The sequence below is a fragment of the Musicola keenii genome (genome assembly GCF_014855505.1).
Taxonomy (GTDB): Bacteria; Pseudomonadota; Gammaproteobacteria; order Enterobacterales; family Enterobacteriaceae; genus Musicola; species Musicola paradisiaca.
This window is the reverse complement of record NZ_JAAWVW010000003.1, coordinates 88,950-112,420: the sequence shown is the minus strand read 5'-3', so window position 1 is coordinate 112,420 and position 23,471 is coordinate 88,950. Positions and strand designations below refer to the sequence as shown.

Genomic DNA, 23,471 nt, shown 5'->3' with positions numbered 1-23,471 from the left:
ACCGTGGCAAAAAAGACCGTAGTGGCAGTTGGCGTTATCATTGCACTTGGCGCTATCTGGACCGGTGCCTCTTGGATAACGGGGCAGCAAATTGAAAAGCACATTGGTGAAGCCACCGATAGCCTCAATAACGTATTAAAAACCAACTACCCCAATTCCCGCCTGAAAGTGGCCTACCGTGACTACCAGCGTGGCGTGTTCACCAGCCGGCTGGCTCTGGTGGTTCAGACAGAAGGCGAGCCGGCCGCAGATAAAGAGATCGTCGTCAACGCCGAGATATCCCACGGGCCATTCCCAATTCGGCCGTTCTCGCTGGCGCCGGTCATGGCATCGGTACATGCTGAACTGGCGAATACGGAAGCCGTAAAGCCGTTGTTTGAGATGACCAGCAACAAACCCTTTATCTCGGTTGATAGCCGCATCTCATATAACGGTGATACTCATTCCACGGTGATGCTGCTTGCGCTGGATACACAATCCCCCGATACAAAACTCAATTTCAGCGGCGCCAGTCTGCAACTGAATCTCTCCAGCGATCTACGCGCCGCCGAGATCTCCGGAACCCTCGGCAGCCTGCTCATGGAGAAAAATCGGATTGACGGGGTAACGGAAAAACTGTCTCTGCAGGACATGGCGCTGTCCAGCAATACCCACAAAGGGAAGTTCGATATTGATCTGGGCGACAACACACTGACGCTGAAAAAACTGGCGTTGGATATTCAGGAAGGTGACAGCGTCACTATTAACGATTTAGCGCTGACAAGCCAGGTATCGGAAGACACCACCAATCTGGCTGGCAAGTCCGCGCTGACGCTCGGTTCCATCATGTGGCGTGATCAAAATCTGGGTAGCCTGATGATGAATATCAACTTCTCAGGCTTCGACGGCAAGGGCACCAAGCAGTTTGCCACCGAGTACCATAAAACGTATCGCGAGATGCTGAGAAACATCGACGACAACACGACGGCGGATACCTATACCCAACAATTGTCATCCGTGGTATTGCACAATCTGCCCTTGCTGCTAAAAGGCAATCCGACCATCAGCGTCGCGCCGCTGAGCTGGAAAAACGCCAAGGGCGAAAGTACCTTCACTTTCGCGATCGATATGACGGATCCGCTGCAAAAAGCCGCGGCGACGTCAGCCGCCCCCGCCCAATCAGACGAAGAAACGCTGTTCCGCAATTCGGTGAAGAAGGTAGACGCCAAGCTGAACGTACCGCTGGATATGATCACGGAGCTTATGGTGCAAACCGCGCCCAAAGCCACATCCGACGAGCAGAAAAAACAGACGGAGACCATGGCCCGGCAACAAACACAGCTGATGGCCAATATCGGCCAGATGAGTCAAGTAACCGTTACCCAGAATAACGCCATCACCAGCTCACTGCAGTATGCGGACGGCTTCGTAACGTTCAACGCGCGTAAGATTCCGCTGGCGGAATTCCTCGCACCGTTCATCAGCGTACCGACGCAGGAAGGAACGGAAGAAGAAGGCGACGATGACACGCAGACTCCAGCGGAACCATCAACGCCGACAGCTAAATAATCAATGTAAGGCACCCAAATGGGTGCCTTTTCATAACCGCCATCAATGGTTAATACTTATCCCATCAAGCGTCGATTCCAAGGATTAACACTCTCTTTTCGGTTTATTCGATGGCAAACCGCAAGGTTTTATTCTTATACTTGACAGTAACTTAATTGATGGATTTTTTATAAAGAGCATAACATGATCGATCCGCGTATTCCTTTGACGGATATCCATCGCCACCTTGATGGCAACATCCGCCCTCAAACCATTCTTGATCTGGGCCGCCAATTTAACATTTCCCTCCCCGGAAAAAACGTCACTGCACTCTTGCCGCATATTCAGGTTGTCAACAATGAACCCGATCTGCTGCGTTTCCTGCAAAAACTTGACTGGGGCGTTGCCGTCCTCGGCTCGCTGGATGCCTGCCGACGCATCGCTTATGAAAACGTCGTGGACGCTATTCACGCCGGGCTGGACTATGCGGAGCTGCGCTTTTCCCCCTATTACATGGCGCGCAGCCACAATCTGCCGTTGCAGGGCGTAGTCGAAGCCGTGATTGACGGTATCGCTGCCGGTTGTCGCGACTACAACCACCATGTTGACATCAACCTGATCGGCATCATGAGCCGCACCTTTGGTACCGAGGCTTGTCAACAGGAACTGGATGCGTTGCTGGCGTATCGGGATCAGATTGTTGCGGTCGATCTGGCGGGCGATGAGCTGGGCTACCCTGGTTCGTTATTCACCCGTCATTTCAAGCAAGCGAAAGATGCAGGTTGGCATATTACCGTGCATGCCGGCGAAGCCGTCGGGCCGGAAAGTATCTGGCAGGCGATTGAACATCTGGGCGCCGAGCGCATCGGCCACGGCGTTACCGCCATTATTGACAGCACACTGATGGAATATATGGCGGAGTACCAAATCGGCATCGAATCCTGCCTGACCTCCAATCTGCAGACCAGTACCGTCAAAGAATTGGCTGAACATCCGTTGGTGCATTTTCTGCACCACGGCATTCCCGCCACCATCAACACTGACGACCCTGCGGTTCAGGGCATTGATATTGGCCATGAATATGAAGTGGCCGCGCCACTGGCCGGGCTGACACAAGAAAATATGCGACAGGCGCAGGAAAACGGTCTGAACGTTGCCTTCATTTCCGAAGAGGAAAAAGCGCGTATCCGCCAGCGAGTCCTCCAGCGCCAGGCCTAACGCCTCACGACGTAAACCAAAGCGGATACCTGGGGTATCCGCTTTGATTATTCTGTCTCAACAGCAAAAAAGTTATTCTGCAGGCAGCACCGACCAATGGTGGTGAGTGATCAGCCATTGGCTGCCATTCCAGGCATAAAATAAACTCAGCACAAGCGATTGCATCATTCGAACTGAGTAATGCAATCTCAACCGGTCTGCTTTTCGCTTTTCTGTGCCGAGGCCTTTTTCGCGTAACGCTGGGCTAGCGTCGCACATACCATCAATTGGATTTGATGAAAAATCATCAGTGGCAGCACCATGGTGCCCACCGCCGCAGCCGGAAACAACACATTCGCCATGGGGATACCGTTGGCCAGGCTCTTTTTGGAACCGCAAAACACAATGGTAATCTCATCCTCAGTATCGAATCCCAGCTTGCGGGCGGCCAGCGTCGTTGCACAAATCACTATCCCCAGCAGTACCAGCGATACCGCAACCACCGCCAACAGCGACCAGCCATTGATCTGATGCCATATCCCCTGCACCACCGCTTCGCTGAACGCCACATACACCACCAACAAAATGGATGACCGGTCAGTGATATTAATCAGTTTACGATGACGATCGACCCATTTGCCGATCAGCGGGCGGGACAGATGACCAATAACGAAAGGCACCATCAACTGCATGATAATAGCGCCGATAGCATGCAACGTGTCGGTCTGCGCCCCCTGGGTATTCATCAGCAGCCCCACCAAAATCGGCGATAAGAACACGCCAAGAATGCTGGAAGACGACGCGCTACAGATAGCTGCCGCCACATTGCCGCCCGCCATGGAGGTAAACGCAATGGCGGACTGAACAGTAGCGGGCATCGCACACAAATAAAGAAAACCAAGATACAGGCTCGGCGTCAGCACTTGCGGCGATAGAAAGGACATACCTATGCCGAGCAGAGGAAACAGAATGAAGGTACTGGCGAAAACCACCAGATGAAGCCGCCAGTGCCCCATCCCTGCGGTAATGGCATCGCGGGACAGCTTGGCGCCGTGCATAAAAAACAGCAGCGCGATGGCCGCCGTCGTCAGGTTTTCGAAAAAGACTTTGATAACCCCTTCACAGGGAAATATCGATGCGGTGATCACCACGCAAATCAAAACCAGCAAAAATTTGTCAATCTTCAAGCGCTGAAACCATGTCATAACGTACTTTCATCCTCTGCCACTAAAAATACAGGCGATCCTGGGATCGCCTGTCGAAAACATTCGGCTATTCGGGTGTATCCATTATTGCCGCAAAGCGTGCGGCAAAACATCAACATAAACACAACCTCTAGCGCTATCAACTTATTGTTGCTGCCCGGCTATTGTTGCCTGACGTTACGCGGCGCCTGAACGATCCATCTCGTGCAATACAGCTTACGCCTCAAAGACTGAACACTTATTCAACCGCCGCCTCTAAACCTGGCGAATCGGTAATGTCAGCGCGGACAATCCTTGGGTTTATATGATGTCGGTACGGGGATAATACGTCACCGTAGTGCTGACGCGCTGTTTGCGGAGTTTTTGCTTCTCACCGCGCCCCAACACAGAAAGCATGTTGCACTGATATGCCAGCCCATTATCATCGTAGTCGCAATTCATTTTGATGGTGGCAACCGTTATCCCCTGAACCCGCGTCATGGACAGGCAATCAAAGGGTTTATCCCCAGCAACATCGCACTGGAGCCGATTTTGCAGGAAAGTCTTCCCGTTCATGAACGTCTCAACCCCTGCCAGCATGCCGAACGTATCATACTGATATGTCATCACCGTCTGCCCGGTCTTCGCGGAAGAGACGGATGTGATCAACCCGTTTTCGCCATAGGTAAATTTGGCCGTTCCGGTGGAATCCGTTTTTGTGACGAACCGACACTTATCATCAAGAGTCAATGTCACCTCGCCACGCTCATCCTTGCCTTTCAATGCGTGATCTTTTCGGAATAACTCGGTGAACTTCTTGTCCGACACGTTCTTCGCGCCGAATGCCGTCACGCAGCCCTGACGATCCATCAGCAGATTCATTTCATAGTCCAGCGAGCCATCGTCATTGTAGATTCTGCTGGTCAGCGTCCGGATATCACCCCGTGCCGGATTGAAATCAAACAATACGGACATATTCGAAATAACCGGGTTGAACGCATCCAACGCATTGGCGCAAGGCGAGATGATGGCGGCGAGCGAGAATGCAATGCCGGTTTTTATATTCATGAACAGCGTCTCCTGGTGGATCGAAAAAACCGACGGAAAATACGTCGGCGGCCCCCCATAATGGCTGTAGCTCCCGCTAACGGCAACACCGTTAGCGGGCATCCGGTCAATGGTTCTTCAATGTCATGGCCTTTTTCTGCTCCCAAGACTCCAGCCCCAGTTCAATCAACTCCATCACTTTGATTGCCTGCTCAGCGGGTACCGGGTTTTCGCCATCACCTCGTATTGCATCGCGGATCCCCGCATAGTACGCCTGATACTGACCGGGGATAGTGGGTATCGTCTGCTGCGCGAGAACGCCGTTCTGGCACACCGTCAGCACACCGTCGCGTTGATCCTGGCCCCACTCGGCGTGGTCGTCCGGACGCTGCCCTTCTTTCAGTAGCCCCTCCTGCGGATCCAACCCGAACTTCACGTAGCTGCCCTGCGTGCCATGAACGACAAAACGCGCGCTTTCTGCCGCCGCCAGCATGGTGCTATGTAGCACCACTCGCCGCAACGGATAAAGCAGCGTGGCATGAAAATAGTCGATCGATTTGCTGCCCGGCCGCAGTTGCGCCATATCCACCTGGATAGATACCGGTTGACCGAACAGTTGCAGAACCTGGTCAATTAAATGAGGCGCGAGATCGTACCAGATGCCGCTGCCGACGCTGCCATCTTCGCGCCAGCGTTTTCTCACCTCCGGCCGGTAACGGTCAAAGTGTGATTCCATATACACCACATCGCCCAATACGCCGGTGCTCAACAATTGCCGCAACGTCAGGTAATCGCTATCCCAACGGCGACTATGGAAGACGGAGAGTAATTTTCCCCGGCTCTGCGCCAACCGGTTCAGCTCGTTAGCTTGTGACAACGTCACTGTGAATGGCTTATCCACCACCACATGTTTGCCGGCTTCCAGAGCCTGTTTCACCAGCGGGAAATGGGTATCGTTAGGCGTGGGGATCACAATCAGATCGATATCAGGATCGTTGAACAACACTTGCGGCTCGCGTTCGACGCGGACAGACGGCAAATCGGCATGAACCTTGTCGGCATCGCTGCTGGACACCGCCACCAGCATCAGGCCGGGAGTAGAAATGATCAGCGGTGCGTGAAACGTCTTACTGGCATAACCATAGCCTAGCAACCCGACTCGGAGAGTTTCTGCCATACATATTTCCCCTCAGTAACCGGGCCTGAATATCAGGCCCTCTATCGTCATGGAAAAATGAGTATAGCACCGCACCCGGTCAACTCTCAGTGGGCTTACCGTGAATCGTGCTCAGGAACCGACCACCAGCCGCGGGCTCTCCGCGGCATCCTCGCGCCATCTGCCATCCGACGACGGCTCCGTCGGCCGGTGGATTTCACTGTGCCGGCGCCGAAAATCGCTTGGGCTGACGCCAACACGCTTACGAAAGACGCGGGAAAAGTACAGTTGATCGTCATAGCCCACCACCCGGCCAATGGTGGCGATGGACTCCTGTGTCGTCTGCAGCAACAGCTTGGCACGTATCACCCGCTGATCTTCGCGCCAGCGCAGAATATTCACCCCGACTTGCTCCCGGAACAGATGCGCCAACCGCGACGGCGACAAACAGACATGGCGCGCCACCTCATCGATACGCAGTTCACCCGCCAGATTACCCGTTACATACTGACAAGCTTCAATAATGCGGGGATCCATAATGCGCTCCGGGCTTTGTGGATCCTCTTCCATCGCCCGAATCAGCAACCGCTCCAACAGATTCATCGCCAGCTCCTCAGAAAACCGGCGGCCGGATCGATGCGTCTGTTCAATATGGACAAACAGCCGATCGAACTCCTGCAACAAGGTGGTGCTTGACAGCGTTAGCCGGCCGACATCGCATCCCCGGCTGTGCCATTCCAGCCAGTCTGCCCAGTAGGCGCGCGGTCGGAAATAGACCCAGCGGTGATACCAACAATCACTGCCGGGGGCGCGACCGTAGTAGTGGCGGGAACGCGGCGGAAACAGCAACAGATCGCCTGGGTTGCAATAAAAAGTTTCATCGCCATCCAACACTTTCCCCTGCCCCTTGATAGTCAGATTGATGATGTACCCCTTCATGCCATCGGGACGGTCGATGAAAAAATCCAATGGCCCGCCCGCCAAAATAGGCGTCAATCCGGCGACCAGATAAGCGTTGAATGCATAGCCGGGCAACAGCGGGTTGGACTGGGTTTCATGCGCCATACGGTGATACATTCGGCCTCCTGAAAAGCAATACGCATCAAGGCAAATTCATCAAGATAATGTTCATCTGCCCATTATCATCCTTCGTCCCATTCCTGGGGACTTCCCCTGATCAGACGGTTTTCTTTGCCAGTTGTTTGTAGCGGTCGAAAATGACCGCCGCCAGCAGGATCAGACCGCGCACCACATACTGGGCGAAGGGTGAAATATTCAGCAGGTTCATAGCGTTTTCCACCGTCCCCAGAATCAACACCCCAGCCACCACATAGGATATCTTGCCGATACCGCCTTTCAGTGACACGCCGCCCAGTACGCAGGCTGAAATCACGATCAGCTCATAACCAATCGACGTCATCGGCTGGCCGCTGGTCATCCGTGACGCCAGGATGATGCCCGCCGCTGCGGAAACCAGCCCGGACAGGCCGAAAATAATAATTTTGGTTCGCACCACTGGCACCCCGGCCAACCGTGCGGCTTCCTCATTACCGCCGATCGCCAGCGTGTTACGGCCAAAGGTCGTCTTATTTAACAGCAACCCGAACAGCACCATGCAGATAGCGGTTAGCCAGATCGGCGCCGGTAGTCCCAACCAGTTAGCATAGCCCAGGGTGAAAAAACGCTCGTCTTCAATACCTACCGCTTTACCATCCGAGATGATGTACGCCAGACCGCGTACAATCTGCATCGTGGCCAACGTAGTGATCAGGGCGTTAATTTTCAGCTGGGCGATAACAAACCCGTTGAGCAGGCCGAACGCCATCCCCAGCAACAGCCCGGCGCCCACGCCGATCCACAGGCTTTCACTGACGTTGATCACCACTGCGGTGGTCACGCCGGCACAGGCAATCACCGAGGCGACCGACAAGTCGAAATCACCGGAAGCCAGGCAGAACAACATACCGCAGGCCACCATGCCCGACATGGATATCGCCAAACCCAAGCCTTTCATGTTGACGAAGGTAGCGAAATTCGGCACGAATAACATGCAAGCCAGAAACAGCGCAGCAAACACCACCAACATGCCGTAGTTATCCCAAATGCGGGACAGACTCAGGCCTTGTGATTTGCTGGCGTGGGCAGGAGAACTCACTGTAGACATTTATCGACTCCTTGGCGGTCAGGCAACCGCGGGTTCAGTGGCGGTCGTTTTCAACATCGCCAGACTCAGGACCTTCTGTTCGCTGGCCTCATCGTGCGGTAGCTCGCCGGAAACGGCGCCCTCACGCATGACCACAATGCGATCCGCCAACCCCAGCACCTCAGGCAGGTCGCTGGAGGCAAACAACACCGCAATACCCTGACGGGCCAGTTCATAAATCACATGGTAAATTTCGTGCTTGGCGCCCACGTCAATGCCGCGCGTCGGCTCGTCCAACATGATGACTTTCATCTCCTCCGACAACCAACGCCCCAGAATGGCCTTCTGCTGGTTGCCGCCGGACAGATTCATGATCAATTGCTCCGCCGAGGGCGTCTTGATATTCAATGACTGGATATGACGCTCGGCGTTCGCTTCTTCCCATGACTCATTAATGATGAAGCCACCTTTGATATGCTTGCGACGGGCGCTGATGTTGATATTGTCCTGTACCGAGTGCACCGGAATGATACCGTCGGCTTTGCGATCTTCCGGGCACAACATCAGCCCGGCCTGGATCGCGGCGCCAGGCGTGCGAGCATGGAAGGGATGTCCATCCAGCAACACCTCACCGCCGGTAATGGCGGTGGCGCCGAATAACGCTTTCATCAATTCGCTGCGCCCTGCGCCCACCAGCCCGAACAGGCCGACGATCTCCCCACTGCGCACGCTGAGCGATACGGGCGATTTCACGCCTGTGGCCTTGACCTCGCGCAGTACCAGACGTTCTTCGCCATGCGGCCGCGCCGCATAACCGTAAATATCGCCGATATTGCGGCCGACCATTGCCTGCACCAATTGCTCATGGCTCACCTGCGCCACATCGTCGAAAGTATTCACATAGCGGCCGTCTTTGAACACGGTAATCGCGTCGCTGAGGGTGAAAATCTCCTCCATGCGATGGGACACGTACAGGATGACCCGGCCTTCGGCCCGCAACTCCCGGATCACACGAAACAACTGTTCGATCTCACGGGCGGAAAGCGAACTGGTGGGTTCGTCGAAAGCAATAATTTTGGCGTTGCGCGCCAGCGCCTTGGCGATCTCCACCATCTGCCACTGGCCGATGGAGAGGTATTTCAACGGGGTGTCCGGGTCGATATCCAGCCCCAGATGCTCCAGTTGCAGACGGGATTCGTAACGCAACAACGAATAATTCACGATGCCGCTTTTGTGCGGCAACTGCCCCAGATAGATATTTTCGGCCACCGTCATTTCCGGTACCAGATGCAGTTCCTGGTAGATAATGGCGACACCGGCGTTGAGCGCTTCCATAGTATTGTTGAAGCGCACCGGTTGCCCTTGGATATGAATTACTCCCTGCGAAGGGGCATAGTTGCCGCTCAGAATTTTCAGCAACGTGGATTTTCCTGCCCCGTTTTCCCCCATCAACGCATGAATTTGCCCGGCCTGGCAGTCGAAACTGATGTCATCCAGCGCCTTTACGCCGGGAAATGTTTTGCCTATGCCGTGAAACGATAAATAGGGCGATGCGGTCATTTCGGCTTCCTCGTTTTAAAGGGCGCATACTGCATGTCATCTTTACCCTGGCTGTACACAGAAAATAGGCTTATTCGTCGTCATCCGTGTGACGGTGTGCGAGCCCCCCGCACACCGATTTTCCGCGCTTTCGCGCCGCCACCCGCCGGTGACGCGACGCACCTTACATCAGGCCTTTTTTCTGCAGTTCCGTCTTAAAGTTATCTCGGGTAATCAGCACCACATCGGTTACTTCGGTGAACTTCGGTGGTTCTGCGCCTTTCGTCACCCAATTGAACAGCATCTGGATGCTCTTATAACCGTGGATATCCGGGCTCGGCAGTAGCGAACCATAGAATCCGGTCGGTTGAGCCTTGGACAGTTCGCTCACCGCATCTACCCCGTTGATGCCGATACCGATAACGTTTTCCGCCTTGAAGCCCTGACCTTCGGTCGCGCGAACGCCGCCCAGTACCGTGTTGTCGTTCATGCCGACAATCAGCCAGTTTTTCACTTTAGGGTGTTGCACCAACATCGAATTACCCGCGTCAAAAGCGCCGGGGATATCATTGGATTTGGTGGGAACCGGGTAGATTTGTTTTTCCGGGAAGCCGGCGGCTTTCAGGGCATCCATAGAACCGGTCGTGCGGCGGCGCGCGGTATCCAGTTCGTTGGCGGTGATCGCCATCACGGCAGTCTCTTCCAGTTTCCAGCCGCGTTTTTTCATTTCCTTCCACAGTTCCTGGCCCTGACGCTCGCCGATTTTGGTCGCCGCCATCATCACCAACGGCACCGTTTCCATCGGTTGCCCTTTGGCGTTGACGAATTGGTCATCCACCGTCACCACTTTCAGGTTATAGCTGCGGGCCTTGGCGACAATCGCCGGCCCCAGTTTCGGGTCAGGGGTACAGATAACAAAACCTTTGGCGCCGCTGGCCGCCAGACTGTCGATGGCGTTGAGGGTTTTCTCGCCATCCGGCACGGCGATTTTGATCACATCAAACCCCAGGTCTTTACCGGCCTTGTCCGCGAATCGCCACTCCGTCTGGAACCAGGGTTCCTCCGGTTGTTTGACCAGGAACCCCAGCTTCATCGTCTCGGCGATAGCCGATTGTGACATAACTGCCGCCAGTCCGACCGCCGCCAGCACCTTAGTGAATTTATGCATGGTTTTCTCCGCTCGTTGTTATCCTGCATGGGCCGACATCCGGTTGCATCGGCCTGCATGTAAACGTTTTCGGTAAGATTGCTCTTTTAACAGTTTAGTAAAAACAATAAGTTATCATTTTCACTCACTCTGCGTCCTCAGACGCGGTAAGTTGTAGCCGTTATTTTGAGCAGGAATAGAGAGCGTTATCACATTCAGAAACTACAGCCGATTAATACATATATTCAGCGAATTTAACCTGCCATTAACCTATGACTGCCATCACAAAAACCCTCGCCATGGCAGAAAGATGCATACTTCCAGCTAACCCTTCCTCACGACCTCACCACGGCCTGTCTATCGTAAACAGCATTACCTCCCATGACTTACAGGAGCAGAACGATGAGTGCGGGTGCGATTACTCTGGGCCTCGACTTTGGCAGCGACTCTGTCCGTGCGTTGGCGGTGGATTGCCAGCAAGGGCGGGAACTGGAAACCGAAGTTGTCTACTATCCGCGCTGGCGTCAGGGAAAATACTGCCATCCCGCCAGCAACCAATTCCGTCATCATCCCCTGGACTATATAGAAGCTATGGAACAGGCGATGCGCGCGGTGATCACCCGTTTGTCGGCGACGCAACGGCAGCAGATTGTGGCCATCGGCGTCGATACCACCGGTTCCACGCCTGCGCCCATCGATGATCAGGGAACAGTGCTCGCCCTACGACCGGAGTTTGCCGACAACCCCAACGCGATGTTCGTGTTATGGAAGGATCACACCGCCATCGAAGAAGCCGAGGCCATCAACCAGCACTGCCACGACGGCTCGTTCCCCGACTACACCCGCTATATCGGTGGCGTTTATTCATCCGAATGGTTCTGGGCCAAGATCCTGCATGTGACCCGCGCGGATCAGGCGGTGCGTCAGACTGCAGTGGCCTGGGTTGAATTGTGTGACTGGATCCCCGCCCTGCTTTCCGGCACTACCGCGCCGGATACCCTGAGGCGCGGTCGTTGCAGCGCCGGGCACAAATCGTTGTGGCATCCTTCCTGGGGCGGACTGCCGCCGCAGAATTTTTTGCAGGCGCTGGATCCCTGCCTGACGGAAACGCTGCGTTATCCGATGTTCACCGACACCTGGACCGCCGACCATCCAGTCGGCAAGTTGACGTCGGCCTGGGCGCAACGTCTGGGGCTATCCGAGCAGGTGACGATAGCCGGCGGCGCGTTCGATTGCCATATGGGGGCCGTCGGTGCCGGCGCACAGCCCTATACCCTGGTGAAGGTGATCGGTACCTCAACGTGCGACATCCTGATCGCTGATGATGCGCGTGTCGGCGACCATACCATTGCCGGGATCTGCGGCCAGGTCAACGGCAGCGTTGTCCCGGATTTTATTGGGCTAGAGGCGGGGCAATCGGCATTCGGCGACATGTACGCCTGGTTCGGCCGCCTGCTCAGTTGGCCGTTGCAGCAAGCAGCCGTCACATATCCGGAACTGGCGCCGCGCCTCGACACAATACAGAGCGGACTGCTGGCGCAATTAACACAGAGCTGGGCCGACAACCCAACGCTGGATCACCTGCCCGTGGTGCTGGACTGGTTCAACGGCCGCCGCACGCCGTTCGCTAACCAGCGGCTGAAGGGCGTGATTACCGATCTCAATCTCGGTACTGATGCGCCGACGTTGTTCGGCGGCTTTATTGCCGCCACCGCGTTCGGTGCCCGCGCCATTATGGAGTGTTTCGAATCGCAGCATATCCCGGTGGACAATCTGCTGGCACTGGGGGGGATCGCCCGGAAATCCCCAGCCATCATGCAGGTTTGCACTGACGTGATGAACCGACCGCTGCAAATCGTCGCGTCCGATCAATGCTGCGCACTAGGCGCGGCGATTTTCGCCGCCGTCGCGGCAGGCGTTCACGCCGATATTCCGACAGCACAACAGCATATGGCCAGTCGCATCGAACGGACGCTGACGCCGGATCCCGCTCGCGTCGCCTGTTACCAACAACTGTATGAACGTTATCAGTCCTGGTGTCGTATCGCCGAACCGGCCTATGACGCGGTCGCAACGGCGCCACGGACACATTGACAGCGAAGAATCCCGTTTACTTTCTCCCTGGGAGCCTACACAGGAGTTATCATGGAACAATTCAAGCAGCTTGAAGTCTGGTTTGTGATTGGCAGCCAGCATCTCTACGGCCCGGAGTCGCTTCGGCAGGTCAAGGAAAATGCGGAAAAGGTCGTCAACGGGCTGAACCGGGATGCCGGGCTGCCCGTCCGTCTGGTGCTGAAACCATTGGCGAAAACCCCCGACGAAATCACCGCGCTGTGCCGCGACGCTAATCATCAGGATAGTTGCATCGGTCTGCTGACCTGGCTACATACTTTTTCGCCATCAAAAATGTGGATCGGCGGGTTACGCATCCTCAACAAACCCTTGCTGCAATTCCACACCCAGTTCAATGCCGATATTCCCTGGGAAACCATGGATATGGATTTTATGAACCTCAACCAGACCGCACACGGCGGCCGTGAGTTCGGGTTTATCGGCGCCCGTATGCGGCTGTCACATCAGGTGGTAGTCGGCCACTGGCAGGATAGTCGTTCCCATGCGCGCATCGCCAAATGGATGCGGGTGGCGGCCGCTCAGCAGGAAAGCCGCCAGCTTCGCATCGCACGCTTCGGCGATAACATGCGCGAAGTTGCCGTCACCGAGGGGGATAAAGTCAGCGCGCAGATCCAGTTCGGCTATTCCGTCAGCGCCTGGGGGCTGGGTGATCTGGTTGGCGTGGTGGATGACGTCGGTCAGGGTGATATCGACACGCTGGTAGAAGAGTATGAAGCCAGTTATACCCTGACGGATGCGCTCAGGTTAAACGGCGCTAAACGCCAGAACCTACTGGATGCCGCGCGCATCGAGATCGGCCTGCGGCGTTTTCTGGAACAGGGGCAATTTCATGCCTTCACGACCAATTTCGAAAACCTCTATGGTTTAAAGCAACTACCCGGTCTGGCGGTTCAACGTTTGATGCAGCAAGGGTACGGCTTCGGTGCCGAAGGCGACTGGAAAACCGCCGCGCTGCTGCGCATCATGAAAGTCATGGCTGGCGGTTTATCCGGCGGCACCTCGTTTATGGAGGATTACACCTATCACTTCGAGCCCGGCAACGAAATGGTGGTGGGTGCGCACATGCTGGAAGTGTGTCCCAGCATCGCGAAAGAAGAAAAACCCCTGCTGGATGCCCAATACCTGGGTATCGGCGGTAAAGCCGATCCCGCCCGGCTGATTTTCTCCACACCGGCGGGGGCCGCGCTCAATGCCTCGCTGATCGATATGGGCGACCGCTTCCGTCTGTTGGTTAATCAGGTGGATACCGTCGAACAGCCGCATCCGCTGCCCAAACTGCCGGTAGCGCGTGCGTTGTGGCGCGCCCAACCGTCTTTAGAGGTTGCCGCTGAAGCCTGGATCATCGCCGGCGGCGCACATCATACGGTCTTTACCCAGGCGCTGGATCTTGAGTATTTGCGCTTATACGCGGAAATGAATCAGATTGAATTAACCGTCATCGACAAGGACACCACACTGCCGGCATTGCGTGATGCGCTACGCTGGAACGACCTCTACTACCGGCTGAATAGCCATAGCTAATCCTCGATACGCAGCACGGTTCCCGTGCTGCGCCCCCGTGCGGTACCCATCCTGTCCATCCGCGCCATGCCATTCGTCTCCTGGCAACATCCTCCGCCATTTCAGTTTGCCGGCAATAATGGCAATACGCATCAATGATGTTAACTGACGACCGCAGTCGAAATCATCGCACCATCATTTCATTCGCGATTGTTGCAGCAACATCCGTAAAGTTATTAAACGTGAAAATCGTAACACGGAAATGAATCGCCCAATTAACAGCGTTAATTAATCGAAAAGAAATATTCCCGTTATCGTTAGCTTGCAGACATGTTGATTTTTCATACACGGACTGGCTCGGCCTTTGAAAACAGCCAATACAGGCTATCTTCCCCAAACGACTATGTTATTTCAGATATTAATTACCATTAACTGTCTCGCTGATAAATCATATTAACAAACCCGCTCATAACATTGCGCAATGATTCACCAATAGCTTTTTTAATGATAAATCCGCCAGGAGAAATGTGGTTGAGAATAGACATAGTCAAGAAAAATCAATTTAATATCAAAAAATTGAGAAATAGCTCACTCTTTTTTTGATGATAGCGCTAAGCATTAACCCACCCCCTATTCTTGCCATTATATTCGGCACACCTATCGAGGTGCGGGGTATTATGCTTTCAGTCACTAACAGCCTGCCATAACCTTTCTTTTTGAATTTGGGTATGGACAGTTTTAAAAGGAAGAATATACTGATTTCCCTCTATCCTTTTATTTATTGATTGCTGCATAATGAGCGTCTACGAATATTTACTTAAATTCAGAAAAGTCAGTACACCAGAAAGTCTCGAAAAATTGTTCGACCACCTCAATTATTCTCTGACCGACAGTCACGAAATTATCAATATGTATCGAGCAGCCGATCACCGTCGCGCTGAATTAGCGTCAGGCGGAAAATTATTTGATGTCGGCTGCGTACCAAAATCAGTTTGGCATTTTGTCGTCTAGGCACTTTGTCGACTAAGCACGCAATGGACGCCGAACCGCATTTATCAGTGGCTCTGCGAGTAAAAAAACGCCGCCACACAATGTATTGATCGCTGAAAAACGCACCATGCAGGCTTCATACCTCAACAACGGCTCAATATCCCTACATCGGGTAAGTTGTCGAACCGACGACAATGCCGGATAATACGCGGGTTTTGGGTTGTTAGGCACTGCAATGAGCGAATACATACTGTTATTTGTTGGCACTATCCTGGTCAACAATTTCGTCCTGGTGAAATTTCTGGGACTCTGCCCTTTCATGGGCGTCTCCAAAAAACTCGAGACCGCTATCGGCATGGGGTTTGCCACCACGTTCGTCATGACCGTGGCGTCGGTTTTTGCGTGGTTGGTCAACGCCTATATCCTACTGCCGCTGAGCCTGGTTTATCTGCGCACGCTGGCGTTCATTCTGGTACTGGCGGTGGTGGTTCAGTTCACCGAACTGGCCGTTCGGAAGACCAGCCCAACACTCTACCGCCTACTCGGGATCTTTTTGCCGCTGATCACAACTAACTGTGCCGTTCTCGGCGTCGCACTGCTCAACGTGAACCAGTCGCACAATTTTCTGCAGTCCACTGTCTACGGTTTCAGCGCAGCGCTAGGTTTCTCTCTCGTTATGGTGTTGTTCGCTTCGTTACGTGAGCGCATCACCGTTGCGGATGTGCCTGCGCCGTTCCGCGGCTCCTCTATCGCTCTAGTCACTGCCGGGCTGATGTCGTTAGCCTTTATGGGCTTTACCGGATTGGTGAAATTCTGATGGATGCAATCTGGATCGCTATCACAGCGCTCTGTGCTCTGGCGCTGATTTCCGGGCTCATTCTGGGCTTTGCCTCACGTTACTTTCGCGTCGAAGGTAATCCCCTGGCGGAAGAAGTCGAAGCACTCCTGCCGCAAAGCCAGTGCGGTCAATGCGGCTACCCAGGATGCCGCCCTTACGCCGAAGCCATTGCACTGAATGGCGAACACATCAACAAGTGCGTACCGGGCGGCGAACCGTTGATGTTAAAACTGGCCGAGCGTCTGAATATTGACCCACAGCCGTTGTCGGACGATATTCCGCCGGAGCCGCAGCGGAAGGTGGCCTGGATCGATGAAAGTCACTGTATCGGTTGCACCAAATGCATTCAGGCTTGCCCGGTGGATGCGATTGTCGGCAGCACTCGCGCCGTCCATACCGTGATCAGAGATCTGTGCACCGGCTGCGATCTGTGCATACCGCCTTGCCCGACCGACTGTATCGAACTGCGGCCGCTCACGCCGACGATCGCCGACTGGAAATGGGATTTGGACACCATTCCGGTGCGCGTTATTCAGGTAGAAACCCATGCTTAATTTGTTGTCGATATTTCGCAAGGACAGAATCTGGGACTTTGCGGGCGGTATCCATCCGCCTGAAATGAAAACCCAGTCAAGTCGCATTCCTTTGCGGCAGATGCCGTTGCCGGATTATTTTATTATTCCGCTTAAACAGCACCTGGGGCCGGAAGGCGAACTGTGCGTAAAAGTCGGCGACCCGGTTCTGCGCGGTCAACCGCTGACCCGCGGCATCGGCCGGATGTTGCCGGTACACGCACCGACATCCGGCACGGTATTCGCCATCCGTCACCATATGTCTACCCACCCATCAGGCTTGACTGAGCTGAGCATTATCATCGTTCCAGATGGGCAAGATCGCTGGTGTGATCGGCAAACACTGCCGGATTACCGCCAGACCACGCCTGACCAGCTGCTCGCGCATCTCCATCAGGCAGGCATCGCCGGTCTCGGCGGTGCAGGATTCCCCACCGCCGCCAAACTGCAAGGTGGCCTGCGCGGTATCGATACGCTCATCATCAACGCCGCAGAGTGCGAACCCTACATTACCGCCGACGATCGTCTGATGCAGGAGCACGCAGCGGAGATCGTGCAAGGTATCGATATTCTCGACCACCTGTTACAACCGGGGCGCATTCTGCTGGGGATCGAAGATAATAAACCGGAAGCCATTACCGCATTAAAGCAGGCGCTGAAACCGTTGCCCCGGATACAGATGCGGGTGATCCCCACCAAATACCCATCCGGCGGCGCCAAACAGCTCACCAAAATTCTGACCGGTAAGGAAGTCCCGTTCGGCAAACACTCCGCATCGATTGGCGTACTGATGCAGAACATCGGTACCGTTTATGCCATTAAACGCGCGGTGCTCGACGGTGAACCGCTGACAGAACGTGTCGTGACACTGACCGGCGATGCACTGCGCCAACCCGGTAACGTCTGGGCCCGGTTGGGAACCCCAGTGCGTCACTTGCTGCGTCATGCCGGCTACCACGTCACGACAACACAGCCGATGGTGGTCATGGGCGGCCCGCTGATGGGTTTCACCCTGCCCGCGCTGGATGTCCCCATCGTCAAGATCAGTAACTGTATTCTGGCCCCGTCCCGCGACGAGTTGCAGCCGCCGGAAGCAGAGAAAGCCTGTATCCGCTGCAGCAAATGTGCCGATGCCTGTCCGGCAGGATTATTGCCGCAACAACTGTATTGGTTCAGCCGCGGTGATGAGCATGAGAAAGCGCGTCAACATCATCTGTTCGACTGCATTGAATGCGGGGCTTGTGCCTATGTGTGCCCCAGCAATATTCCATTGGTGCAGTATTACCGACAGGAAAAAGCGGAAATTCGGGCGTTAGATGTCGAAACACATCGGGCGAATACGGCTAAAGCCCGGTATGAAGCCCGGCAGGCGCGGCTGGTGCGGGAAAAACAGGCACGCGAACAACGCCATCAACACGCGGCAGCCACCCTTTCCGGTACCGATAAGGCGGCAGTGACGGCTGCGCTGGAGCGCGTGCGCCAGCGTCAGGCGGAAACCCCCTCACCGATTATCGCGATTCAGCCCGGACAACTGCCGGACAACAGTGCCGTCATCGCCACGCGGGAAGCCCGTAAAGCATTAACGCGAGAAAAACAGGCGGGAAAAACAGCGGATATGCCGGAGGATAATGCTCGCTCAGCCGTGGCTGCCGCCATTGAGCGTGTCAAAGCCCGCAAAGCACAGACGAGGGCTGCCGAACTCCATGCGCAAGCTCCCTTGCCTTCAACACCTGGCCCCACGGTGACACAAACCACAGCCACCTCGGATGACGACCCGCGCAAAGCCGCCGTCGCGGCGGCGATCGCCCGTATCAAAGCACGTAAAGCCGAGCAGGTGGCCGACGCAGACTCATCCACACCGTCAGCACCCGATACGGTAGCAAGTGGCGGCCTTCCGCCCACGGAAAACGAAGACCCGCGCAAAGCCGCCGTCGCGGCGGCGATCGCACGGGTTACAGCGCGCAAGGCAGCCGCGGCTGCGGCTCAAGAGGAATAAATGGCTTTCAGAATTGCACCATCGCCCTTCACACATAATCGACAAAGCACCCACAGCATAATGCGCTGGGTGATTGCGGCCTGCATTCCCGGCATGGCCGCGCAGGTCTGGTTCTTCGGTTATGGCAATCTGATTCAGGTGGCGCTGGCCTGCCTGACTGCGCTGATAGCCGAAGCAGTGACATTGTCACTAAGAAAACGCCCGGTAGGAGATGCGCTACGGGACAGTTCGGCGCTGCTGACCGCGCTGTTGCTCGGTATCAGCCTGCCGCCGCTGGCGCCCTGGTGGATGGTGGTATCAGGTACCGCGTTCGCCATTATTATTGCCAAACAATTGTATGGCGGTCTGGGGCAAAACCCATTCAATCCAGCCATGGTCGGCTACGTCGTTCTGCTGGTCTCTTTCCCGGTACAGATGACCAGTTGGTTGCCGCCGTCGGGATTACAGACGTGGCCAGTCGGGTTTGAGGAGACGTTGTTGACCATCTTGACCGGGCACAACACTTTAGGGTTGTCAGCACACCAACTGATTCAGGGGATTGACGGTATTAGCCAGGCTACCCCGCTTGATGCGTTTAAAACCGGGCTGCGTTCCGGGCATGAGGCAACGGCCATCTTGCATCAGCCGCTATTTCGCGGCCCACTGGCCGGAGAAGGCTGGCAGTGGGTCAACGCCGGATTTCTGGCCGGCGGCCTCCTGCTGATGCTACTGCGCATCATTCACTGGCATATTCCGTGCAGTTTGCTGTTATCTCTGGCGGGATGCGCCTTCATCGGCTGGACGCTGCACCCGGAGCACAATGCGCCGCCGTTGCTGCACCTTTTCTCCGGCGCCACCATGCTGGGCGCGTTCTTTATTGCTACCGACCCTGTCACCGCCTCAACCACCAACACCGGTCGGCTTATTTTCGGCACCCTGATTGGCGCGCTGATCTGGACCATCCGCACCTACGGTGGTTATCCGGATGGTGTCGCCTTTGCGGTCTTACTGGCCAATATTACCGTGCCGTTAATTGATTACTTCACCAAGCCCAGAGCTTACGGCCACCGCTGAGGAGTGAACATGCTGTTTACCACCATGCGCCGCCACGCCACGACGCTGGCGCTGTTCGCCGCCCTGACGACCGGATTGACCGCGCTGGTCAATGCCCTCACCCGAGACACCATTTCCGGGCAGGCGCAGGCTCAGCAGCGTGCGTTGCTGGAGCAAGTCGTTCCTCGTGATCGCTACGATAGCGACATGTTGAGTGCCTGTTATCTGGTCTCCGACCCTGAGCTCGGTTCTGCCGCGCCTCACCGGGTATTTATCGCGTTCAAACAGGGGAAACCGATAGCTGCCGCGCTGGAAATCACCGCGCCTGATGGCTACTCCGGTGCCATTCAATTGCTTGTCGGCGCCGATTTCCACGGCACGGTGTTGGGTACTCGGGTGACGGAACACCATGAGACACCGGGGCTGGGCGACAAAATAGATCTTCGTATTTCCAATTGGATCCGGCATTTCACCGGCAAAACAGTGCAAAGCCATGACGACGGTAGTTGGGCGGTGAAAAAGGACGGCGGCCAGTTCGATCAGTTCACTGGTGCCACCATCACGCCCCGTGCAGTCGTTAATGCTGTCAAACGTGCAGCGCTGTATCTGGAAAGCCTGCCGCCACGTATTACCACCCTGCCTGCCTGTGGAGTACAGCCATCATGACAATCCGGGAACTTATCCTTCAGGGCCTGTGGAAAAATAACTCCGCGCTGGTACAGCTATTAGGCTTATGCCCACTGCTAGCCGTGACCTCGACGGCGACTAACGCACTGGGGCTGGGGCTGGCTACCACGCTGGTCCTGTTTTGCACCAACGCGACGGTTTCTGCTCTGCGGCGATGGATGCCGGCCGAGATTCGAATCCCCATTTATGTGATGATTATCGCATCGGTCGTCACCATCGTGCAGATGCTGATGAATGCCTGGGCCTATGGTCTTTATCAGTCGCTGGGGATCTTCATTCCGCTCATTGTCACCAACTGCATCGTAATGGGCCGCGCTGAAGCTTTCGCCTACCAGAATGGCGTTCTACTCTCCGCACTGGATGGCTTATTCACCGGTCTGGGGGCGACCTGCGCCATGTTCATTCTGGGCGCGCTGCGTGAAATTTTGGGTAACGGTACGCTATTCGACGGCGCCGACCTGCTGCTGGGCTCCTGGGCCAGCGCGTTGCGTATTGAGATAGTCCATCTGGATTCTCCGTTTCTCCTGATGATCCTGCCGCCGGGCGCCTTTATCGGTCTGGGGCTGTTGCTGGCAGGGAAATATGTTATTGATGAAAAAATCCGGCAACGCCGCGCCAGCACCGTGCGTCCGGCGCCAATCCCTGGACATATCAACGGCGGAACCCAATGAATAAAGAAAAACGGATCAGTATTTTGACACGTCTTCGGGATAACAATCCGCACCCCACTACGGAGTTGAATTACAACACGCCATTTGAGCTGCTCATCGCGGTATTGCTATCGGCGCAGGCAACGGACGTCAGCGTCAATAAAGCCACCGCCACACTCTATGCCATCGCCAACACGCCGCAGGCTATGCTGGAACTCGGCGCCGAGGGGATTAAGGGCTATATCAAAACCATTGGGTTGTTCAACACCAAAGCGGAAAACATCATCAAGACCTGCCGTATCCTGCTGGAGCGACACCAGGGGCAGGTGCCGGAAGACCGCTCGGCGCTGGAAGCATTGCCGGGCGTCGGTCGTAAAACCGCCAACGTCGTGCTGAATACAGCGTTTGGCTGGCCCACTATCGCTGTGGATACGCATATTTTTCGCGTTTGCAATCGCACCCAATTTGCGCCGGGGAAAAATGTCGAACAGGTGGAAGAGAAACTGCTGAAAGTCGTACCCAATGAATTCAAGGTGGATTGCCATCACTGGCTGATCTTACATGGCCGTTACACCTGCATCGCCCGTAAGCCACGTTGCGGCGCCTGCCTGATTGAAGATTTGTGCGAATTTAAGGAAAAAGTCTACGAGTAACCGTAGCCGCTCCCCAACAACAAATCAGGGACACCCGATAGGGTGCCCCTGATTTTTATATAAAAATAACAACGCCCCTTTCACGGCGCTTACCAATAACAGTAAATATCCGCATCATTTAACCGGCAACGTGATATCCCGAAACATGGCTTCGATTTCCTCATTCGAACGTAGCGAAATCGCCGTGTCCACGACATCCCGAGTCAAATGGGGAGCAAAACGCCTAATAAAATCATACATATAACTACGAAGAAAGGTACTGCGGCGAAAACCGATTTTCGTGGTGCTATAACTGAACAGGTTGTCAGCATTGATAGTCACCAAATCGGGGTCGCTTATCGGATCTACCGCCATATTGGCGATCACGCCGACCCCCAAACCAAGGCGAACATAGGTTTTGATGACATCAGCATCGGTGGCGGTAAAAACAATCCGTGGCGATAACCCCGTGCGATTGAACGCTGTATCCAGTTCGGAACGCCCTGTAAAACCAAAGGTATAAGTGACCAATGGATAAGCCGCCAGCTCTTCAATCGACACATGCGCCTTACCGGCCAACGGATGATCGGGCTTCACAACAATAGCCCGATTCCAATGGTAACAAGGCAGCATGATTAAATCTTCGTACAAATGCAGCGCTTCGGTCGCAATAGCGAAATCAGCGGTGCCTTTCGCCACAGCCTCGGCAATTTGCGTCGGCGACCCTTGATGCATATGCAGAGAAACCCGTGGATAGCGCTCGATAAACCCCTTGATGACATCCGGCAGCGCATAACGCGCCTGCGTGTGAGTCGTCGCTACGTACAGAGAACCTTTATCAGGATAGGTATGCTCACCGGCGACGGCCTTAATGGCATCCACTTTCGACAACACTTCTCGGGCGATGCGGATAATCTCCTGCCCGGCGGGCGTGACCTGTGTCAGATGCTTTCCGCTGCGTGCAAAAATCTGAATGCCTAACTCGTCTTCCAGCATTCTGACCTGCTTACTGATACCCGGTTGCGAGGTATAAAGCCCTTCGGCTGTAGAGGAAACATTCAGGTTGTGATTAACAACTTCAACGATATAACGAAGCTGTTGCAGTTTCATAAGTTATCCCGTTCCAAATGGTGTAATGCGCGCGACATTTTTCATTATTTAAGGCTATCTGTTGTCGTCTGACTGCGGTTGGATACACGATGGTTTCTTTATCATTAAAATGACATTTAATCATAAAAAAATATTTTATATAACCATTTTCAATCAGACAGACCAGCCTTAGCTCAAAATCAATGACCTCAATATCTGTTATCGGCCGCCGGCGTACGAGATTCATTACCCAATGATAAAAAAGCCAGCCTGGATCAAAGGCTGGCTTTTTCACGTATTGATCAGATTGGCTCAATATCACCTTTTCTAATCTTTATCTGGTCGCACAATAAATATTCGCACGCATGGACTGCACTGGTTGGCCATTATCGCTATGCAACGACCTATGCGT

At 54.7% G+C, this 23,471-nt stretch carries 21 protein-coding genes; 12 read left to right on the top strand and 9 right to left on the bottom strand.

What is annotated here, in order from left to right; genetic code table 11:
- The first annotated feature begins 3 nt into the window (after positions 1-3).
- Together HEP82_RS04225 and add are read left to right on the top strand one after the other, a co-directional pair.
- A complete protein-coding gene (locus tag HEP82_RS04225; RefSeq protein WP_192456942.1) occupies positions 4-1,548 on the top strand; it encodes a YdgA family protein in 1,545 nt (514 codons plus the stop codon).
- A gap of 183 nt (positions 1,549-1,731) precedes the next feature.
- The gene (gene add / locus HEP82_RS04220) at positions 1,732-2,745 is read left to right on the top strand and encodes an adenosine deaminase (protein ID WP_192456941.1); all 1,014 of its coding nucleotides are present in this window, start codon (positions 1,732-1,734) and stop codon (positions 2,743-2,745) included.
- A 188-nt stretch (positions 2,746-2,933) separates the two neighbouring features.
- Here the strand turns inward: add and HEP82_RS04215 are convergent, their stop codons facing one another.
- From HEP82_RS04215 to HEP82_RS04185, 7 genes are all read right to left on the bottom strand, one after another.
- On the bottom strand, positions 2,934-3,929 hold the full coding sequence (locus HEP82_RS04215) for a bile acid:sodium symporter family protein (protein ID WP_192456940.1): 996 nt from the start codon (positions 3,927-3,929) through the stop codon (positions 2,934-2,936).
- Positions 3,930-4,229: 300 nt separating this feature from the next.
- Positions 4,230-4,976: a YnfC family lipoprotein gene (locus HEP82_RS04210; RefSeq protein ID WP_192456939.1), complete on the bottom strand. Its 747-nt coding sequence runs from the start codon at positions 4,974-4,976 to the stop codon at positions 4,230-4,232.
- A 106-nt stretch (positions 4,977-5,082) separates the two neighbouring features.
- The gene (locus tag HEP82_RS04205; RefSeq protein ID WP_192456938.1) at positions 5,083-6,132 is read right to left on the bottom strand and encodes an oxidoreductase; all 1,050 of its coding nucleotides are present in this window, start codon (positions 6,130-6,132) and stop codon (positions 5,083-5,085) included.
- Between the two features lie 111 nt (positions 6,133-6,243).
- Positions 6,244-7,188: an arabinose operon transcriptional regulator AraC gene (araC, locus tag HEP82_RS04200; RefSeq protein WP_192456937.1), complete on the bottom strand. Its 945-nt coding sequence runs from the start codon at positions 7,186-7,188 to the stop codon at positions 6,244-6,246.
- Between the two features lie 100 nt (positions 7,189-7,288).
- Positions 7,289-8,275 carry an L-arabinose ABC transporter permease AraH gene (gene araH / locus HEP82_RS04195; RefSeq protein WP_192456936.1) on the bottom strand — a complete coding sequence of 329 codons (987 nt, stop codon included), beginning with the start codon at positions 8,273-8,275 and terminating at the stop codon, positions 7,289-7,291.
- A gap of 18 nt (positions 8,276-8,293) precedes the next feature.
- Positions 8,294-9,814, bottom strand: coding sequence for an L-arabinose ABC transporter ATP-binding protein AraG (araG, locus tag HEP82_RS04190; protein WP_192456935.1), 1,521 nt, complete (start codon positions 9,812-9,814; stop codon positions 8,294-8,296).
- A gap of 163 nt (positions 9,815-9,977) precedes the next feature.
- Positions 9,978-10,961, bottom strand: a complete 984-nt coding sequence (locus HEP82_RS04185) for an arabinose ABC transporter substrate-binding protein (protein ID WP_192456934.1) — start codon at positions 10,959-10,961, stop codon at positions 9,978-9,980.
- Between the two features lie 381 nt (positions 10,962-11,342).
- Here HEP82_RS04185 and HEP82_RS04180 point away from each other — a divergent pair, with 381 nt between their 5' ends.
- The 10 genes from HEP82_RS04180 (at position 11,343) to nth (ending at position 21,991) form a co-directional block, all read left to right on the top strand.
- Positions 11,343-13,034, top strand: coding sequence for a ribulokinase (locus HEP82_RS04180; protein WP_192456933.1), 1,692 nt, complete (start codon positions 11,343-11,345; stop codon positions 13,032-13,034).
- 51 nt (positions 13,035-13,085) lie between these two features.
- On the top strand, positions 13,086-14,594 hold the full coding sequence (gene araA / locus HEP82_RS04175; RefSeq protein WP_192456932.1) for an L-arabinose isomerase: 1,509 nt from the start codon (positions 13,086-13,088) through the stop codon (positions 14,592-14,594).
- A gap of 774 nt (positions 14,595-15,368) precedes the next feature.
- On the top strand, positions 15,369-15,584 hold the full coding sequence (gene ydgT, locus HEP82_RS04170; protein ID WP_192456931.1) for a transcription modulator YdgT: 216 nt from the start codon (positions 15,369-15,371) through the stop codon (positions 15,582-15,584).
- Between the two features lie 214 nt (positions 15,585-15,798).
- On the top strand, positions 15,799-16,380 hold the full coding sequence (gene rsxA, locus HEP82_RS04165; RefSeq protein WP_012765523.1) for an electron transport complex subunit RsxA: 582 nt from the start codon (positions 15,799-15,801) through the stop codon (positions 16,378-16,380).
- Positions 16,380-16,955, top strand: coding sequence for an electron transport complex subunit RsxB (gene rsxB / locus HEP82_RS04160; protein ID WP_192456930.1), 576 nt, complete (start codon positions 16,380-16,382; stop codon positions 16,953-16,955). The genes rsxA and rsxB overlap by 1 nt, the downstream gene beginning before the upstream one ends.
- A complete protein-coding gene (gene rsxC, locus HEP82_RS04155) occupies positions 16,948-18,969 on the top strand; it encodes an electron transport complex subunit RsxC (protein ID WP_192456929.1) in 2,022 nt (673 codons plus the stop codon). Before rsxB ends, rsxC begins: the two co-directional genes overlap by 8 nt.
- Positions 18,970-20,022 (top strand): electron transport complex subunit RsxD, encoded by a 1,053-nt coding sequence (gene rsxD / locus HEP82_RS04150; RefSeq protein ID WP_192456928.1) that lies wholly within the window; start codon positions 18,970-18,972, stop codon positions 20,020-20,022.
- Positions 20,023-20,031: 9 nt separating this feature from the next.
- Positions 20,032-20,667: an electron transport complex subunit RsxG gene (gene rsxG, locus HEP82_RS04145; protein WP_192456927.1), complete on the top strand. Its 636-nt coding sequence runs from the start codon at positions 20,032-20,034 to the stop codon at positions 20,665-20,667.
- A complete protein-coding gene (locus HEP82_RS04140) occupies positions 20,664-21,359 on the top strand; it encodes an electron transport complex subunit E (RefSeq protein ID WP_225622312.1) in 696 nt (231 codons plus the stop codon). Before rsxG ends, HEP82_RS04140 begins: the two co-directional genes overlap by 4 nt.
- Entirely contained in the window at positions 21,356-21,991 is a 636-nt protein-coding gene (nth, locus tag HEP82_RS04135; protein ID WP_192456926.1) for an endonuclease III, read from the top strand. Before HEP82_RS04140 ends, nth begins: the two co-directional genes overlap by 4 nt.
- A 114-nt stretch (positions 21,992-22,105) precedes the next feature.
- Here the strand turns inward: nth and cysB are convergent, their stop codons facing one another.
- Both cysB and HEP82_RS04125 read right to left on the bottom strand, forming a co-directional pair.
- The gene (gene cysB, locus HEP82_RS04130; protein ID WP_192456925.1) at positions 22,106-23,080 is read right to left on the bottom strand and encodes an HTH-type transcriptional regulator CysB; all 975 of its coding nucleotides are present in this window, start codon (positions 23,078-23,080) and stop codon (positions 22,106-22,108) included.
- On the bottom strand, positions 23,049-23,375 hold the full coding sequence (locus HEP82_RS04125) for a hypothetical protein (protein WP_192456924.1): 327 nt from the start codon (positions 23,373-23,375) through the stop codon (positions 23,049-23,051). The genes cysB and HEP82_RS04125 overlap by 32 nt, the downstream gene beginning before the upstream one ends.
- Between the last annotated feature and the right edge of the window lie 96 nt (positions 23,376-23,471).